This window comes from Rheinheimera sp. SA_1 (assembly GCF_001669775.1).
In the GTDB taxonomy this organism is placed as follows: Bacteria; Pseudomonadota; Gammaproteobacteria; order Enterobacterales; family Alteromonadaceae; genus Pararheinheimera.
The window spans coordinates 586759-603482 of the sequence record NZ_LXWK01000016.1 but is presented as its reverse complement, the minus strand read 5'-3'; the positions used below and the strand labels follow the sequence as shown (position 1 = coordinate 603482).

The following is a 16724-nucleotide window of genomic DNA, read 5'->3' as shown; positions in this document are numbered from 1 at the left end:
TCAGAAACCTCCAACCAGCTTTGGCAGCATCAACAGTAGTCCGGGAACCGCAGTCAGCCATAATAACACCGTATTAAAACGCCAGGCGTTGCGATAAAACGGTTGGGCATAATAACTGGGATTGTTCCGGATCCAGAACAGCATCAGTGTCGCGAATATTGCCGGTACTGCATATTCCAGCCGAAAATCCTGGTTAAACCAACTGAGCCAGCTGGCCACGGTGCCAAATAGTGCCAGCACCAGATATGACACTACTGTGGTTTTACTGCGGCTCAACTGCACTCAGCGTTCCTTTTTTTTGGTTCAGATGTTGTATCGATGCGAGGATTACCACATCAAATCGTCTGGAATTTTGAAATCTGCATATGGATCATCTTCTGGCATCGATTCATCTTGCTGATTTAAAACAATAATGGCTTCAGGTAAACGTTGTTGCACTTTTTCAGCGATTTGAATAGGGATCAGATGATATTGTTCGCCTAATTTCGCAATCGCAATCAACCCTTTCACTAATTGCTGTTGAATTTTCGAGGTGACGTGGATCCTTTTTACCAGATTGCCGTCAGTAAAGTTAAAAGCGATGTCACCTTTATATTGCTGCGAGTTTAGTTCGACAATTTGTTTTACCTGCGCCGCCAATGCTTTTTTGGCAAGGGCTTCAGTTTTTTGGCGGTTCAGCTCCTGATCCCGTAAAATTTGCGCTTGCCGGCTTTGTTCAGCCAGAATGCTGGCTTCATTCACCACAACGCCTTTTTTGCCTGCTTGCACACGCTCTTTGTGTTTTTCTTTTTTAATCGCCGTTAATTTTTTAGCATTGCCAAGACCGGCTTTTAACAGTTGTTCCTGCAGTGATTTACTCATTATCTGCTCTTTAGATGATACCAATATTGGTATTGTTTCATGTTCTGCCCGGCTTGCAAAGTAGCGCCAGCACTTGGAAAAGCTGACGAGCAGAGCGATTTTCGGTTATGCTATCAGGGTTTTTCAATCAACAAGAGTGCCGACATTGCCATTTCGTGATTTAAGACTTGATCCCAGACTGATCCGTTCGATAGAGCATCTGGGCTTTACCCAGCCAACACCGATCCAACAGGAAGCTGTTCCAGCAGTGATGGTGGGCAAAGATTTAATCGTATCGTCGAAAACCGGATCTGGTAAAACTTTGGCTTATTTGCTGCCGATGATGCAGCGGATGTTAAAAAGCCGGCCTTTGTCACAGCAAGACCCTCGCGCCGTCATTCTGGCGCCGACCCGCGAATTGGCTTCGCAAATTTACGCCCAGTTGCGACTGTTTGTAGCCAATACCCGGCTAACCTGCGCCTTTATTGTTGGCGGCGAAAATTTTAACGATCAGGAAAAATTGTTAAAGCGCAAACCGCAGATTATCGTCGCCACTCCAGGACGGTTGGTTGACCATCTGGAACATAAGAGCTTTTTCCTGCAAGGTCTGGAAATGCTGATCCTCGACGAAGCGGATCGCATGTTGGACTTAGGTTTTATGCCGCAACTGAATACAATTCATAAAGCTGCTAACCATCGTTTGCGGCAGACTCTGATGTTTTCTGCAACCCTTGACCATGCCGATGTCAATGAACTGGCGTTGTCGTTATTAAAAGATCCGTACCGTGTGGCCATTGGTGCAGGTTACGACCCACATAAAGACATCAGCCAGCGCTGTTATTTCGCAGATAATTTAAAGCACAAAGAAAATTTACTGCAACACTTCCTCAAAGCAGAAAGTATAAAGCAGCTTATTATCTTCACTGCGACCCGGGAAGATACTGACAGACTGGCGTTAGTAGTACAGCAAGCAGGTTTGGCCGCGGTAGGATTAAACGGCAAGTTAACTCAGGCACAGCGAAATGCGGTAATGCAGGCTTTTGCAACCAATAAACATCAGGTTTTAGTCACCACAGATGTGGCGTCCCGTGGTCTTGATTTACTACAAGTGTCGCATGTCATAAATTTTGATCTGCCAAAACATCCGGAAGAATATGTGCATCGGATTGGCCGAACCGGTCGTGCTGGTCAACAAGGCCAGGCTTATTCATTAGTAGGACCAAAAGACTGGGATAGTTTTGTCCGGATAGAGCAGTTTTTACGTCGTCCGCTGGAAATGGCAGAAGTCGAAGGATTAAAGGCGAAGTTCAACGGCGTTAAAGCGGTCGCTGCAACTGTCACTAAAAAGTTGCCAAAAGCTAAACCTAAACCAAAACCTGTAAAAGCTGACGGTGCAAATTCAGAAACAGCTGTAACAATTAAGAAAACTCCGAAGTTTTTTCTGGGGGGAGATGATGGTTCGGCACCAATTAAAAAAAAGCAAAAAATAATTTAATTTGCTTGTTTTATATTCGTTAAATGGTGCTACACTCGAAAAGTTGTCCGCTCAAAAACTAAGCGAGTGTGATGGCAACATATTGTTTGTAAAGGATAGTCTTTCAAACAGTGGGTGCGGTCAGTATGCAGGGAATTTATTTTCTGTTGGGATAGCAATACCTATTGACCCAATTATTAGGTTCACTGATAATGGGGTTGTAATATGTACTAGCTCGAACGTGGCCGGTAATATTTAAGTCGCCAGTTTATGGCAAATCTAGTTAAAGTAAGAGAATGTTATGTCACAATTAATTTCCGGTACCGTTAAGTGGTTCAACGAAGATAAAGGTTTTGGTTTCATCGAGCGTGAAGGCGGCAAAGACGTTTTCGTTCACTTCCGCGCAATCAACGGCACTGGTCGTCGTACTCTGGTTGAAGGTCAGAAAGTGACTTTCGAAGTAACTGAAGGCCAAAAAGGTCCTCAGGCTGAGAACGTAACTGTAGTTGCTTAATTAGCAGCATATAGTCAAAGTTTCTGTAAAGAGCCGACTCATAGAGTCGGCTTTTTGTTGCCTGAAAATCAGGTGATTTTGATATAGTTTCTAGTACCGAAAATTCTAAATTTTCTCCATCTGCCACTAAAAAGTACAACATGAGCCAAGGTATCGCTATTGGAATTATATTTAACTATCAATATTTTGTTCAGGTTGAACAAGCACGCTGATAACTTATGAATTCTATTCAAACCTTAGTAACTCCTGTGAAAGTTCTGAATTCCTTTTATTGGTTGACTGCTTGATCTGTTCTATTAGTCCCAGCTAAACCCTAATTGTGCTTGTTGTTGCGGATTTTTTAAACCGACATGAATTCCAACCAGCCGTACTGCTTTACCTTCACCGCGCTGCCAGGCTTGATCCAATAATTGTTCCAACATCGGAAAGTTGAGCTCATGATGCTGCCGTTCAATAGTGGTCTGGTGGAAGTCCTGAAATTTCAGTTTGATGCCAATTTTTTGAATTTGATCTGCTGCTTCACAGCGTTGCACTCGTTGATGTAGCTTGGTATAGAGTTGTTGCAACCATTGCTGGCCTTGCGATAGTTGTTTCAAATCTGTACTGAATGTATGTTCCACTGCAATAGATTTTCGCTCGCGTTCCGTCTCTACCGGACGGTTATCAATACCCTGACTTCGTTCGAGTAAAACTTCAGCATAACTGCCAAATTCGCGGATCAATAACTGCAAGTCGGCATGCTGAATATCACGGCATAGATGTAAGCCTAATTTCGCCAATTTCTCGGAAGTTTTTTGACCTACACCCGGAATTTTTCGCAGCTGCAATTTTTCGACAAATGCTGCGACTTTTTGTGGCGGTAATACAAACAAACCATCTGGTTTATTTTCATCACTGGAGATTTTCGCCAAAAATTTATTTGGTGCAACACCTGCTGAAGCTGTAAGACCAGTTTCGGCATATATAGTCCGCCTAATATCTTCGGCAATTAAGGTTGCAGAACCAGAAAACATAGAACAATCAGAAACATCTAAATAAGCTTCGTCCAATGACAATGGCTCAACCAGATTCGTATATCGATGAAAAATTGCCTGAATAGCAGTACTCGCGGCCTTGTATTTTTCCATTTGCCCGGCGATTAACACCAGCTGTGGGCATAATTTTAAAGCTTGACCTGTCGGCATCGCTGAGCGCACACCAAAAGCTCTTGCCGGATAATTACAGGTACTGATCACACCACGCTCTGACCGGCTACCACCGATGGCTATCGGAACATCACGATAAGCAGGGTTATCGCGCATCTCCACAGCAGCATAAAAGCAGTCCATATCAATGTGAATGATTTTGCGCATTGGTCAGCTATGCCTCGATTGCTGTGTTTATATACAGCATATTTGCTGTTGCATGCAAATATGTCAAGGCCATAATGATAAGTAAATGATCTGAATGATATTCTTTACATAAGCAACTGCTCCTGCCAGTTAAACTCTCGTATATCAATTCAATAATAGAAGTATGGATGGCTATTTTAACAGTGCATCCTGCTATTTTTCGATGTATCATAGCGCCCAGTTTTTTAGCTACTTTATTCGCAACTTTCAGCCATTGTGCCGCCGCAGGAGTAAGCATGTTAAAGCGTGATATGACCATCGCCGGTTTTGATCCGGAATTAGCCCAGGCTATTCAGAACGAAACGGTACGTCAGGAACAACATATTGAATTAATCGCCTCTGAAAACTACTGCAGCCCACGGGTGCTGGAAGCACAAGGCTCACAACTGACCAACAAGTATGCGGAAGGTTACCCGCATAAACGTTATTATGGCGGTTGTGAATTTGTTGATATTGCAGAAGATTTAGCAATTTCCCGCGCAAAAGAACTGTTTGGCGCTGATTATGCCAACGTCCAGCCACATTCAGGTTCACAAGCGAACGCCGCAGTATTTCTGGCGTTATTAAATGCCGGTGACACCATTTTAGGCATGAGCCTGGCGCATGGTGGTCACTTGACGCACGGTGCTCACGTCAGCTCTTCTGGCAAACTTTACAAAGCAGTGCAATACGGTCTGCACCCTGAAACCGGTGTGATTGATTATGATCAAGCCGAAGCCTTAGCGCTGGAACACAAACCAAAATTAGTGATCGCAGGGTTCTCTGCATACTCAGGTATTGTTGACTGGCAACGTTTCCGCGATATCGCTGACAAAGTTGGTGCATATCTGATGGTTGATATGGCGCACGTTGCAGGTTTAGTTGCAGCTGGTTTATATCCAAACCCAATCTCTATTGCCGACGTTGTGACGACCACGACTCACAAAACGCTGGCAGGCCCACGCGGTGGCTTAATTCTGGCGCGTAAAAACGAAGAAATTGAGAAAAAACTCAATTCTGCAGTGTTCCCAGGCGGTCAGGGTGGCCCATTAATGCACGTGATTGCGGCAAAAGCCGTCGCATTTAAAGAAGCATTACAGCCAGAATTTAAAGTTTATCAGCAACAAGTTCTGAAAAATGCCGTTGCCATGTGTGACGAATTCCAGGCTCGCGGTTATAAAGTGGTTTCTGGTGGCACGCAAAACCATCTGTTTTTATTAGATTTAATTGATAAAAACATCACAGGTAAAGACGCAGATGCTGCGCTGGGCCGTGCTCACATTACAGTCAACAAGAACTCGGTACCAAATGATCCACGTTCACCATTTGTGACTTCAGGTCTGCGTATCGGTACACCGGCCATTACTCGTCGTGGTTTTGGTGAAATTGAAAGCCGGATTGTCGCCAACTACATCTGTGATGTGTTGGATAACATGGGCGATGAAGGTGTGGTTGAACGGGTTAAAGGTCAGGTCACTGAGCTTTGCGGCCGTTTCCCGGTCTATGGTTGATTGAAGGTTCGATGATATGATGGCCGCTATTGCGGCCATTTTTTTAAGGAACAGCGCCTTGTTTTGTCCGTTTTGTCGTGCAGACGATACCAAAGTTATCGATTCCCGTTTAGTTGCCGAAGGCCATCAGGTGCGTCGGCGGCGTGAGTGTGGCGCCTGTCATGAACGCTTCACTACGTTTGAAACTGCCGAACTGGTGATGCCACGCATTATCAAACGGGATGGTTCACGTGAACCCTATAATGAAGACAAGCTCAGAAGTGGTTTACAGCGCTCACTGGAAAAACGTCCGGTGCCGACGGAGCAGGTTGAGCTGCTGATCAGCCAGGTTGAATCGCAATTACGGGCGACCGGCGAACGGGAAGTGCAAAGTGAATTATTAGGCCATTTAATTATGGACGGTTTGGTGAAGCTGGACAAAGTCGCTTATGTTCGCTTTGCGTCCGTGTATCGCTCCTTTAAAGATATCCGCGAATTTGGTGAAGAAATTGCCAGGTTAGGGGATGAATAGGTGAGTTTTTCTGAACTAGATCACCAATTTATGCGCCGAGCACTAGAGTTGGCTGCGCTTGGTCGTTACACAACCTCGCCAAATCCAAATGTTGGCGCCGTGCTGGTTAAAGATGGTGTAGTTATAGGCGAAGGTTATCATCGGCAAGCGGGTGGGCCACATGCCGAAGTGTTTGCCCTGCGCCAGGCTGGTGAACTTGCGAAAGGTGCAACCTGCTACGTCACACTCGAACCTTGTAGTCATTACGGTCGAACACCGCCATGCGCACTGGCGCTGATTGCCTCCGGTGTGCATCGTGTTGTAGTTGCGATGTTAGATCCCAATCCGCTGGTTGCAGGCTTGGGCGTTAAATTGTTGCAAGAAGCTGGCATCAACGTTGAAACCGGCTTATTGCAAACCGAAGCCATCGCATTAAATCCCGGTTTTTTGCACAAAATGCAGTATCAGCGGCCCTTTGTCCGGCTAAAACTGGCGTCCAGCATTGATGGTGGAATAGCGCTTTCGAATGGCCAAAGTAAATGGTTAACCGGCACCGCCGCCCGCGAAGATGTGCAGCTGCTACGCGCGCAAAGCTGCGCTATTTTATCCACTGCCCAGACTGTACTGGCCGATGATGCGTTATTAAATGTTCGCTCAACGGCGATAACGCCACTTGAAAGCGGCCAGATACGGCAGCCATTGCGGGTTATTCTGGATAGTCGCGGTCGCCTGACTGGCTCCGAGCCAATCTTTGCCACTGGCGGTGATATTCTTATAATTCATCAGGCTGGGCTACAATTGCCTGAAATCAATAGTTCGGGATTAAAAATCGAGCGTGTTGCATTGCCATTAAACAATAAGCAACGTTTTGATTTGGAAGCAATACTTAAACTGCTTGCCAGCAAGGCCATTAATTTATTGTGGGTGGAAGCGGGCAGTCAGTTATCGAGTCAGTTCTGGAACGATGGCCTTATTGATGAATTGGTACTTTATCAGGCACCGATGTTTCTAGGGCAAAACGCTCAACCAATGCTGCAGTTGCCAGTTTTTAGCGACATGAGCGAAGCACCTCGCTGGCAATGGCAGGATGTTTGTAAAATTGGTGATGACTTACGTTTGATTGCTCGTCTTAAAGGACATTAACTGATGTTTACCGGTATTATTGAAGCGACCGGCGTGCTGGTGCAATTATCCCCACACGCGACCGATCTTTCTTTACGAATTCAAAGCGATACATTGGACTTTTCCGACGTAAAACTTGGCGACAGTATCGCCAGCAACGGTGTTTGTTTGACGGTGACCGCTTTGGGCAACGATTGGTTTCAGGCGGATTTATCCAATGAAACGTTGGCGCGGACTTTGTTTGGACATTACAAAACAGGTCAGCTGATCAACCTTGAAAAAGCCTTATTGCCAACAACCCGGCTGGGCGGGCACTTGGTCAGCGGCCATGTTGATGGCGTGGCTACTGTTAGCCGTGTCGAAAAAAGTGGGCGTGCCTGGCAGATTTATCTAAAAATGCCGGCCGATCTTAGTAAATATATCGCTGAAAAAGGTTCTATTACCATTGATGGCGTTAGTTTGACAGTCAACGAACTGACCGGTGATGAATTCCGCCTCACTATAGTGCCGCATACGGCGCAGCACACCACCTTACAGATGTTACAAGCTGGCCGTCAGGTTCATCTTGAAGTGGATCTACTGGCACGATATTTAGAACGATTATTGACAGGCCATCAGACACCGGCAAAACAAGGTGTCAGTCTGGAATTATTACAACAACGTGGCTTCCTCTGAGCCTGCAACGTCTTTATAACCCAAGGTGAGTTATGCAATTAAATACCCCGGCAGAAATTATCGACGATATTCGTAACGGTAAAATGGTCATTCTGATGGATGACGAAGATCGTGAAAACGAAGGTGATCTGGTGATGGCGGCCGATTATGTGACGCCTGATGCGATTAACTTTATGGCGACTTATGGCCGTGGCTTGATTTGTTTAACTTTGACCCGCGATCGCTGTAAACAACTGAATTTACAGTTGATGGTCGACAAAAATAAATCGCAGTTTGCCACCGCTTTTACCGCCTCAATTGAAGCAGCTGAAGGCGTAACGACCGGTATTTCAGCCGCCGATCGCGCCCGTACCGTGAAGGCCGCAGTGGCGCGTGACGCCAAGGCTTCTGATATCGTGCAGCCTGGTCATATTTTTCCACTGATGGCGCAAGATGGCGGTGTACTGGTGCGCGCGGGTCACACTGAAGCAGGTTGTGATTTAGCCCGGCTTGCTGGCTTAGAGCCGGCATCAGTCATCGTTGAAATTTTGAATGATGATGGCACTATGGCTCGCCGGCCAGATCTGGAAAAATTCGCCGCCAAACACGGCGTTAAAATCGGCACCATTGCCGATCTCATCGAATATCGTAACTTGCACGAAACCACTATCGAGAAAGTTGCAACCTGTAAATTACCGACTGAAGTCGGTGAGTTCGATTTGGTGACGTTCCGTGACACCATCGATAATCAAATTCACTTTGCGCTGGTTAAAGGTGACATCAGCGCCGAACAACCAACGCTGGTGCGGGTACATTTACACAATACCTTCAGCGATTTACTACTGGCAGACCGTGCAGCTAACCGCAGTTTTTCATTGCACAGTGCAATGAAGCGCATTAATGCAGAAGGCGGCGTGCTGGTATTGCTCGGTAAACATGAAAGCACTGAAGATTTGATGACCACAGTGCAGAACTTCGAAGCTGAAGACAAAGGCGAAAAACCAGTCACAGCACCATGGAAAGGCACGTCTCGCAACGTCGGTGTTGGTTCGCAAATTCTGGCAAGTCTTGGCGTGCGTAAGATGCGTTTGCTCAGTCAGCCAAAGCGTTACCATGCATTGTCGGGATTCGGTCTCGAAGTGGTTGATTACGTCTCTGAATAACCGGCGCGGCCGCAATTGTGAATAAACACTAGTCGGATGAGGCTATTGTTGTGCTATCATATGCGGCCTTTTTAGTTACAGTTTTTTTTACCCAAAATATTTGAAGATGCAGCGCGGCGACCAGCGAGTGAGACCCATGAACATAGCTGTTCTATGTGATTGGGCGAACGAGAGCAGGCAACAAAGCTTCAGCTTCAAGGATGAAGGGTATAACTTCCCACCATATCGAGGATAACTCATGCAAGTAATTGAAGCAGGTTTAGCCGCCAAGGGTAAAAAGTTTGCCATTGTGGTGGCACGTTTTAATAGCTTTATTGTGGAAAGTTTATTAGATGGCGCACTCGATACCCTGAAACGGGTTGGTGATGTGGCCGAAAACGATATAACAGTCGTTCGCATCCCTGGCGCTTTTGAACTGCCACTTGCAGTGCAAAAAGTAGCGGCCAGCGGCAAATATGATGGCATCATTGCCTTAGGTGCAGTGATCCGCGGTGGTACTCCGCATTTTGAATACGTAGCCGGTGAGTGTGTGAAAGGTATCGCCCAAGTGTCGATGCAATTTAGCGTACCGGTCGCTTTTGGCGTGTTGACTGTTGAAAGCATTGAACAGGCTGTTGAACGTGCTGGCACCAAAATGGGCAACAAAGGTGGCGAAGCTGCCATGTCTGCTCTTGAAATGGTTAACGTGTTAGCACAACTGTAGGATTTTTAGATGAAACCAAATGCACGTCGCCAGTCTCGTTCGCTGGCAGTCCAAGGGGTTTATAGCTGGCAAGTCAGCAAAAACCCAATTGGTGATATAGAGCAACAGTTGTTATTGGAACAAAACACCAAGCATCTGGATGTCAGCTACTTTCAGGATATCCTGCGTGGTGTTGCGGTTAATTTCGCCGTGCTGGACGAAGCAGTAAAACCTTTTATTGATCGCCCGTTTGAAGAAATCGATTTAGTCGAGAAAGCCATTTTACGGGTTTCCGCTTATGAGCTGAAATTCCGTCTGGATGTCCCTTACAAAGTGGTCATCAATGAAGCCATTGAATTGGCCAAGGCCTTCGCCGCCGACGACAGTCACAAGTTCGTCAACGGCATCCTCGATAAAGCGGTCAAACTACTCAGACCAAATTGATGGAGAGCCGGCGAAAGTCGGCTTTTTTATGGGCGAATTCGAACTCATTGCACAATGTTTTAGTCAGGCTGGCCGCAGCAGGACTGATGTAGTTATTGGTGTTGGCGACGACGGTGCTGTGGTACAGGTACGTGACGGCTTTGATTTGGTTGTCACCACCGATACAATGGTGGAAGGGGTACATTTTTTCCCCGATGTCGACCCAAGAGCACTGGGACATAAACTGGTCGCAGTGAATGTCAGCGATTTAGCTGCAATGGGTGCCGAACCGGCCTGGTTGTCGCTGGCGATTACGCTGCCGAAAGTTGAGGATGCCTGGTTGCAGGCTTTCGCTGAAGGCTTAAGCGAAACAGCTGACTATTACAACTGCCAGCTGATTGGCGGCGATACCACTCGTGGGCCTTTAACACTCACGGTTATCGCCAAAGGTTTTGTGCCGCGTGGTAAAGCTATCACCCGTGCCGGAGCCAAAGTCGGGGACTATATTTACGTTACCGGCACTTTAGGTGATGCAGCGCTTGGTTTAAAACTGGTGCAAAATCAGGTCGAAGTCAGTAAAAAACATCGCGCACATATTTTGCAACGTTTTCATTATCCGACAGCCCGTGTTGCGCTCGGGCAGGCGCTTCGCACCATCGCCAGCAGCGCGATGGATATTTCCGATGGCTTGTGTGGTGATTTGCCGCATATTCTAAATCGTTCGAAAGTTGGCGCTATTGTCGATGTTAGTAAAATTCCAATGTCGCAGGCGTTAAAAGACAGCTGTGACTGGCAAAGTGCCTTGCAATGCGCTTTGTCTGGCGGCGAAGATTACGAACTGGTGTTCACGGTACCGGAAAATAAACGCGGTTCGCTGGAAGTGCTGTTGTCACCTTATGGTGTACCGATCAGCTGCATTGGCCGCATCACTGGCCTTACCGGTAAGCTTGAATTAAAGCAAGGCGATCAACCGTTTACTTATCAACATAGTGGTTATCAGCACTTCTGATGAAACAACATCCATTTAACCTCAACAAATGGCAACACTGGTTGGCACTTGGATTTGGCAGTGGCCTCGCACCAAAAGCTCCCGGCACCTTTGGAACTTTGGCCGCTATTCCGCTGTTGTATCTGGTGTGGCCGTTTGGCATTTGGTGGGCTGCGGCTTTTGTGGTGCTGGGTACTTTGTTGGGTGTTTATATTTGCGACGTGGTTAGCCGCGATATTGGCACTGCCGATCACGGCAGTATTGTCTGGGATGAAGTGATTGGTTTTGCCATTACGATGTTCGCAGTGCCGCTGTCGCTGACCAATCTGTTGGTGGCTTTTCTATTATTCAGGCTGCTGGATATTGCCAAACCCTGGCCTATCCGCTGGTTTGACCGTAATGTTCATGGTGGTTTTGGTGTGATGCTGGACGATATTATCGCCGGAATACTGGCCTGCGCCCTGTTACATAGTGTATGGTTACCACTCCAGATTTAATCGCCGAACCCGTTGCAGGCTTCTATGCATTTTGCTCGTTTCTGCTTGTTTTGCTTAGCATTTTTCACTCTCAATGCCCAAGCACAGCCACAATCAATTTATGATTATGATATCAAGCAATGGACAGCCGCCGATGGCTTGTCTAACAACTCGGTCCGGGCACTGACTCAGGATCAACAAGGTTTCCTGTGGGTTGGTACTTTAACCGGCCTGAACCGGTTTGATGGTCATCAATTTGATGTGTTCACCGCTCAAACTAACCGTCATTTAATCAGTAATGCGATTACCCGCCTGTTTACGGACAGCAGCGGCTATATCTGGATCGGCACCCGTTCCGGTTTATCTGGCGTAACCTCCAGCACCTTAAAATTCGACCGTTATCCCATTCTTGGCGAAGTAACGTCGATTGTTGAAGTGGCGCCGGATGAAATCTGGGTGGCGGCGGATAATTTGTTCCGGATTAAAGAAGGGCAGATTAGCCGGGTAGAGGAAGTTAAAGAACCGGTCAACCAACTGGAAGTGACGCCGCACCATGTGTGGGTTAGTAGCAGTAAGTATTTGTATAAAATCGCTAAAAATGGCCAACTTGAAAAGCTGAGTCTGCCGGCTGATTTATCACAACACCCGGTGTACGACTTGTTATGGCATAACAACAAAATGCACCTGGCCAGCGAACAAGGTTATTTCCATGTCGGTGAAGATAACGACATTGTCCGCTGTAAACTGCCGCGGCAAGAGTCCAGCCCGGTATACAAATTGTTCCGTGACCAACATAACGGTGACTGGGTCTCTGGCTACAGTGAATTATTTCATCGCCATCAGGGCCAGGACTGGCAAGTGATCAGTCGCGACGAACTTGGCAGCTCTACCTTGTTTACTGATATTTATCAGGATCGGCAGCAAAATGTCTGGCTTGGCAGTTTTGGTGACGGCATTTACCGGGCGTCACGTGGCAAAATAAAACGCGTTGTTGGTAGCGGGCAACCGGACGATGTCGTCAGAAGTGTGGTCGAAGCGCCAGATGGTGAACTATTGCTGGCCTTACAGCAAGGTCTCGGATTTTTAAGCAAAGACAATATGTACCGACCGGCAAAACTGAATTTTACCGGTAATTTAAATACAGTGCAGGATCTGCAACCAGACAACGAGCATTGGTTGTTGGCCACTGACAGCGGTGTTTATCGCTGGCTGCCCCAAACCGGCGCTGTCGAACTTATTGATGGCAGTTTGCGTGGTGTTAAAAGCCGGGTGGTGAAGCCCAGGGCCGCTGGTGGTTATTGGATCGGCACCGCTATCGGCTTATTTACGTACGAGCAAGGTAAACTCACGCCTTTTGCCTTTAACAACGAACTTGAATCCACGGTCATTACCTATATCGAAGAGCAGCAGGACAAATTGCTGATTGGAACCACCCGCGGTGGCTACCAGTTCCAGCAGCAAAAACTACTGCGTATCGGGCTTGGCAGTCCGCTGTATCATGCATATATCAGTAGTTTGTTGTGGCTGAAAGACGGCTCGGTGTTGGCGGCTACCATCGATGATGGTTTGTTTGTCCGGCAATTTGATGGTAAATGGCTGCAATTTGACACGGCCAACGGTTTACCTTTTGAGCCGGTGATCAGTCTGTACGATGACGAACAATCCGGTTACGTCTGGGCCAGTACGCTTAAAGGCATTTTTCGCTTTCACCCGGCCGATTTAGCCCGGCATGATCAAAATAAAGCAGTGTTTGAACAAGTGCTGACCCCCTATGACCGCCAGCTCGGTACTGCGCCGGGGCGTTGTTGTAATGGTGTCGGTCATAGCAAGGTTGCGCGACGCGACCAGCAGTTATGGTACCCAACGTTAAAAGGACTGGTGGCGGTGCCACTTTCGTTTAAAGCCGGTTTAAATACCCACAGTGAACCAATGATGTTGCAGGTGCAGTCAGCGCAGAATTATTTGTTACAGCCGCAACAAGATAAACTGGTGATGGCGATTGATGAGCGAAACCTGACCTTACGCTATACCGCCATCGACTTTTTAACCACGGCGGCACTTGAGTTCCGTTATCAACTCAGCGGATTTGACGCTGGTTGGCAACATGTTGGCGCTCGCCGCGAGGCAATTTATACCAACCTGCCACCAGGCAGTTATCAGTTCAGATTACAAAGCAGGCAAAACAACCAAAGCTGGGAACTAGCGCAACAAACTGAATTGACGCTGGTGATCCCGCGCCGGTTTGATGAAACCGCAATTTACCGCGGCTTATGGCTGTTATTGGCATTAATCATTTTATATGGGTTGTTCTGGCTTGGGCGGCGTAATAATCAATTGCGGGAGAACTCGCTGACCAAGCTGGTGAAACAGCGTACTCAGGAGCTTGAAAACAGCAATTTCCGCTTAAATGAACTCAATGAGCAATTGTCACAGCTGACGCATAAAGATCCGCTGACCGGACTTCGAAATCGTCGTTTTATGTTTGAACAATTGCCAAAAGACATTGAACATTATCAGCGCAACCGTGATTCGATGCTGGCGCAGAATAAATGTATTGCGCTTATTCATCTGGATATTGATGGTTTTAAACTGATCAACGACAAATACGGTAACAGCGCAGGCGACAGTTTGCTGCAACAAATCAGCGGTTTATTGATTAAAGAAACCCGCGGCTCTGACTACGTCGTGCGGTACGCCGGCGAAGAATTTATGCTAGTGCTACGCGATGTGCCGCAAGATCTGGTGAAGGAATTTGCACTGCGCTTAAACGAGCTGGTCGCGCTCGAGCCGTTTCAGTTGCCGGACGGTCGTGCGGTGCCGATGAACTGTTCAGTTGGTTATGCACTGTATCCATTGGAATTATTAGGCGGGCAGTTGATAGGCTGGGAAGTGTCGTTGCAATTGGCCGAGCTGGCGTTGTTTCATGTCAAGCATTCAGGCCGCAACGGTGTTGCAACTATCTTATTTGATAATCAGGTTGATGCGTTTGAGTTTGAAGATAGCAATCACATTGAAGCACAGATTGAAAAGTTACTGGCTGATAGTGTCGCCTGGTTTGATTTAACGTTATGTAAAATATCCAGAAGCTAACAAAAAGCCAGTCGCTCGTCGCGACTGGCTTTTGCATCAAGTTGGGTTTTTCATTAAGTTAGTGTGCGATAAAATCTTTGATCCGCTGCAACATTCCAGCGCTATCCAGCCCCAGTTCTGTGTACAGCTGCTCTTGTGAGCCGTGCCGGATAAATTGATCCGGTAACCCCAGATTTAACATCGAAAATGACAGCCGAAGTGCTGCGACAGCTTCATTGACAGCCGAACCCGCGCCACCGGCAATGGCATTGTCTTCGATCGTCACCAGTGTTTGGTGGTTGGCTGCTAACTTCTGTAACAAAGGCAAATCAAGCGGTTTCACAAAACGCATATCAACCAGTGTGGCATTAAGCTGCTCTGCCACTTCGGCAGCACTGTGCAATAAAGTTCCAAATACCAATAACGCTATGCCTTCACCCTGACGAATAGTGCGGCTTTGGCCTATTGGCAGCAGAGTCATGTTCTCATCAGGTGCGACACCTGTGGCGGAACCACGCGGATAACGTACAGCGGCCGGCCCTTGATGCTGATAGCCGGTGTACAACATTTGCCGACATTCGTTTTCATCGGATGGCGCCATAATGACGATATTCGGGATACAACGCAGATAACTTAAATCAAAAGCACCCTGGTGGGTGGCGCCATCAGCGCCAACGATGCCGGCCCGATCAACTGCAAAGAGTACGTTCAGGTTTTGCAGCGCAACATCATGAATAAATTGATCATAACCACGTTGCAGGAAACTCGAGTAAATCGCCACCACTGGTTTTAAACCATCAATCGCCATGCCAGCCGCCAAAGTAACAGCGTGTTGCTCGGCAATTGCGACGTCAAAATAACGATCCGGGTAGGTTTTTGAAAACCGAACCAAATCAGAACCTTCGCGCATGGCCGGGGTAATGGCTTGCAGTTTGTTGTCCTGCGCCGCCATATCGCAAATCCACTGGCCGAAAATATTGGAAAAACTGGGTTTGCCAGCCTTTTTCACCGGCTGGCAGGAGCTGCTTGGGTCAAATTTACTGACCGCATGATAACCAATTGGGTCTTGCTCGGCCGGTGCGTAACCTTTGCCTTTTTTGGTGACGACGTGCAGCAACTGCGGGCCTTTGAGCATGCGCATATTGCGAATGGTATCAACCAATGTTTCCACGTCATGGCCATCAATTGGGCCAATATAGTTAAAACCCAGTTCTTCGAAAAAAGTGCCTGGGGTGACCATGCCTTTAAAGTGTTCTTCGGCGCGGCTGGCTAATTCATGCAATGGTGGTACACCACTTAAAATCTTTTTGCCGCCTTCGCGCAGGCTGGTGTAAAAGTTGCCGGATAAAATGCGGGCAAAATACCGGTTTAACGCGCCGACGTTTTCTGAAATCGACATTTCATTGTCGTTCAAAATAACCAGCATATCCGGTTTCACTTCACCGGCATGGTTCAACGCTTCAAACGCCATACCGGCGGTAATAGCGCCATCTCCAATCACTGCAACGACTTTACGGTGCTTTTGCTCGGCTTTGGCGGCGATGGCCATACCAAGAGCAGCGCTGATTGAGGTGCTGGAATGGCCGACGGTTAAAGTGTCATATTCACTTTCTTCGCGACATGGAAAAGGATGCAAACCATCGAGTTGGCGGATAGTCGGCATTCGATCACGCCGCCCGGTCAGAATTTTGTGTGGATAAGCCTGGTGACCGACATCCCAAATCAGCCGGTCAAACGGCGTGTTGTAGACGTAATGCAGTGCAACCGTCAGTTCAATAGTGCCAAGACCGGAGGCAAAATGACCACTGCTTTGGCTGACCGTTTTCAGTAAATAATCACGCAGCTCATGGCTGAGTTTTGGCAATTGCTCTTGCGGGATCTGACGCAGGTCGGATGGCACATTGGCTTTGGCTAAAAGTGGGTAATCAAAAATATCGGGAGCCATATA

16 protein-coding genes are annotated in these 16724 nt (G+C 47.3%); 12 read left to right on the top strand and 4 right to left on the bottom strand.

The window, feature by feature from the left end:
• A complete protein-coding gene (locus A5320_RS14660) occupies positions 1 to 282 on the bottom strand; it encodes a hypothetical protein (RefSeq protein WP_068066163.1) in 282 nt (93 codons plus the stop codon).
• Between the two features lie 45 nt (positions 283 to 327).
• Positions 328 to 861 (bottom strand): DUF2058 domain-containing protein, encoded by a 534-nt coding sequence (locus A5320_RS14655; protein ID WP_068066162.1) that lies wholly within the window; start codon positions 859 to 861, stop codon positions 328 to 330.
• Between the two features lie 145 nt (positions 862 to 1006).
• On the opposite strand from A5320_RS14655, the gene A5320_RS14650 reads away from it, so the two are divergent.
• Together A5320_RS14650 and A5320_RS14645 are read left to right on the top strand one after the other, a co-directional pair.
• Positions 1007 to 2335, top strand: a complete 1329-nt coding sequence (locus A5320_RS14650) for a DEAD/DEAH box helicase (RefSeq protein WP_068066159.1) — start codon at positions 1007 to 1009, stop codon at positions 2333 to 2335.
• A 280-nt stretch (positions 2336 to 2615) separates the two neighbouring features.
• On the top strand, positions 2616 to 2828 hold the full coding sequence (locus A5320_RS14645; protein ID WP_031565533.1) for a cold-shock protein: 213 nt from the start codon (positions 2616 to 2618) through the stop codon (positions 2826 to 2828).
• 296 nt (positions 2829 to 3124) lie between these two features.
• Here A5320_RS14645 and dinB read toward each other — a convergent pair whose 3' ends face one another.
• A complete protein-coding gene (gene dinB, locus A5320_RS14640) occupies positions 3125 to 4180 on the bottom strand; it encodes a DNA polymerase IV (RefSeq protein ID WP_068066156.1) in 1056 nt (351 codons plus the stop codon).
• A gap of 275 nt (positions 4181 to 4455) precedes the next feature.
• Here dinB and glyA point away from each other — a divergent pair, with 275 nt between their 5' ends.
• The 10 genes from glyA to A5320_RS14585 all read left to right on the top strand — a co-directional run bounded on the left by glyA (position 4456) and on the right by A5320_RS14585 (position 14797).
• Complete coding sequence (gene glyA / locus A5320_RS14630; protein ID WP_068066151.1) at positions 4456 to 5709, top strand: serine hydroxymethyltransferase; 1254 nt, start codon at positions 4456 to 4458, stop codon at positions 5707 to 5709.
• Between the two features lie 58 nt (positions 5710 to 5767).
• The gene (gene nrdR, locus A5320_RS14625; RefSeq protein ID WP_068066845.1) at positions 5768 to 6220 is read left to right on the top strand and encodes a transcriptional regulator NrdR; all 453 of its coding nucleotides are present in this window, start codon (positions 5768 to 5770) and stop codon (positions 6218 to 6220) included.
• Complete coding sequence (ribD, locus tag A5320_RS14620) at positions 6221 to 7342, top strand: bifunctional diaminohydroxyphosphoribosylaminopyrimidine deaminase/5-amino-6-(5-phosphoribosylamino)uracil reductase RibD (RefSeq protein ID WP_082971789.1); 1122 nt, start codon at positions 6221 to 6223, stop codon at positions 7340 to 7342.
• Between the two features lie 3 nt (positions 7343 to 7345).
• Complete coding sequence (locus A5320_RS14615) at positions 7346 to 7996, top strand: riboflavin synthase (protein ID WP_068066148.1); 651 nt, start codon at positions 7346 to 7348, stop codon at positions 7994 to 7996.
• A 32-nt stretch (positions 7997 to 8028) separates the two neighbouring features.
• A complete protein-coding gene (ribBA, locus tag A5320_RS14610) occupies positions 8029 to 9138 on the top strand; it encodes a bifunctional 3,4-dihydroxy-2-butanone-4-phosphate synthase/GTP cyclohydrolase II (RefSeq protein ID WP_068066145.1) in 1110 nt (369 codons plus the stop codon).
• Between the two features lie 238 nt (positions 9139 to 9376).
• The gene (gene ribH / locus A5320_RS14605; RefSeq protein WP_068066142.1) at positions 9377 to 9841 is read left to right on the top strand and encodes a 6,7-dimethyl-8-ribityllumazine synthase; all 465 of its coding nucleotides are present in this window, start codon (positions 9377 to 9379) and stop codon (positions 9839 to 9841) included.
• Positions 9842 to 9850: 9 nt separating this feature from the next.
• Complete coding sequence (nusB, locus tag A5320_RS14600) at positions 9851 to 10264, top strand: transcription antitermination factor NusB (RefSeq protein ID WP_068066140.1); 414 nt, start codon at positions 9851 to 9853, stop codon at positions 10262 to 10264.
• Between the two features lie 28 nt (positions 10265 to 10292).
• On the top strand, positions 10293 to 11252 hold the full coding sequence (thiL, locus tag A5320_RS14595) for a thiamine-phosphate kinase (RefSeq protein ID WP_068066136.1): 960 nt from the start codon (positions 10293 to 10295) through the stop codon (positions 11250 to 11252).
• Positions 11252 to 11728: a phosphatidylglycerophosphatase A family protein gene (locus A5320_RS14590; RefSeq protein WP_068066133.1), complete on the top strand. Its 477-nt coding sequence runs from the start codon at positions 11252 to 11254 to the stop codon at positions 11726 to 11728. The genes thiL and A5320_RS14590 overlap by 1 nt, the downstream gene beginning before the upstream one ends.
• A gap of 24 nt (positions 11729 to 11752) precedes the next feature.
• On the top strand, positions 11753 to 14797 hold the full coding sequence (locus A5320_RS14585; protein ID WP_068066130.1) for a ligand-binding sensor domain-containing protein: 3045 nt from the start codon (positions 11753 to 11755) through the stop codon (positions 14795 to 14797).
• A gap of 58 nt (positions 14798 to 14855) precedes the next feature.
• Here A5320_RS14585 and dxs read toward each other — a convergent pair whose 3' ends face one another.
• The gene (gene dxs / locus A5320_RS14580) at positions 14856 to 16721 is read right to left on the bottom strand and encodes a 1-deoxy-D-xylulose-5-phosphate synthase (protein WP_068066127.1); all 1866 of its coding nucleotides are present in this window, start codon (positions 16719 to 16721) and stop codon (positions 14856 to 14858) included.
• Positions 16722 to 16724 lie beyond the last annotated feature (3 nt).

Coding starts and splice junctions, on each gene's coding strand:
- A5320_RS14590 (WP_068066133.1), top strand. CDS start 11,252: ATGAAACAACATCCATTTAACCTCAACAAATGGCAACACTGGTTGGCA.
- thiL (WP_068066136.1), top strand. CDS start 10,293: ATGGGCGAATTCGAACTCATTGCACAATGTTTTAGTCAGGCTGGCCGC.
- glyA (WP_068066151.1), top strand. CDS start 4,456: ATGTTAAAGCGTGATATGACCATCGCCGGTTTTGATCCGGAATTAGCC.
- ribH (WP_068066142.1), top strand. CDS start 9,377: ATGCAAGTAATTGAAGCAGGTTTAGCCGCCAAGGGTAAAAAGTTTGCC.
- nusB (WP_068066140.1), top strand. CDS start 9,851: ATGAAACCAAATGCACGTCGCCAGTCTCGTTCGCTGGCAGTCCAAGGG.
- dxs (WP_068066127.1), bottom strand. CDS start 16,721: ATGGCTCCCGATATTTTTGATTACCCACTTTTAGCCAAAGCCAATGTG.
- ribBA (WP_068066145.1), top strand. CDS start 8,029: ATGCAATTAAATACCCCGGCAGAAATTATCGACGATATTCGTAACGGT.
- dinB (WP_068066156.1), bottom strand. CDS start 4,180: ATGCGCAAAATCATTCACATTGATATGGACTGCTTTTATGCTGCTGTG.
- A5320_RS14655 (WP_068066162.1), bottom strand. CDS start 861: ATGAGTAAATCACTGCAGGAACAACTGTTAAAAGCCGGTCTTGGCAAT.
- A5320_RS14645 (WP_031565533.1), top strand. CDS start 2,616: ATGTCACAATTAATTTCCGGTACCGTTAAGTGGTTCAACGAAGATAAA.
- A5320_RS14615 (WP_068066148.1), top strand. CDS start 7,346: ATGTTTACCGGTATTATTGAAGCGACCGGCGTGCTGGTGCAATTATCC.
- A5320_RS14585 (WP_068066130.1), top strand. CDS start 11,753: ATGCATTTTGCTCGTTTCTGCTTGTTTTGCTTAGCATTTTTCACTCTC.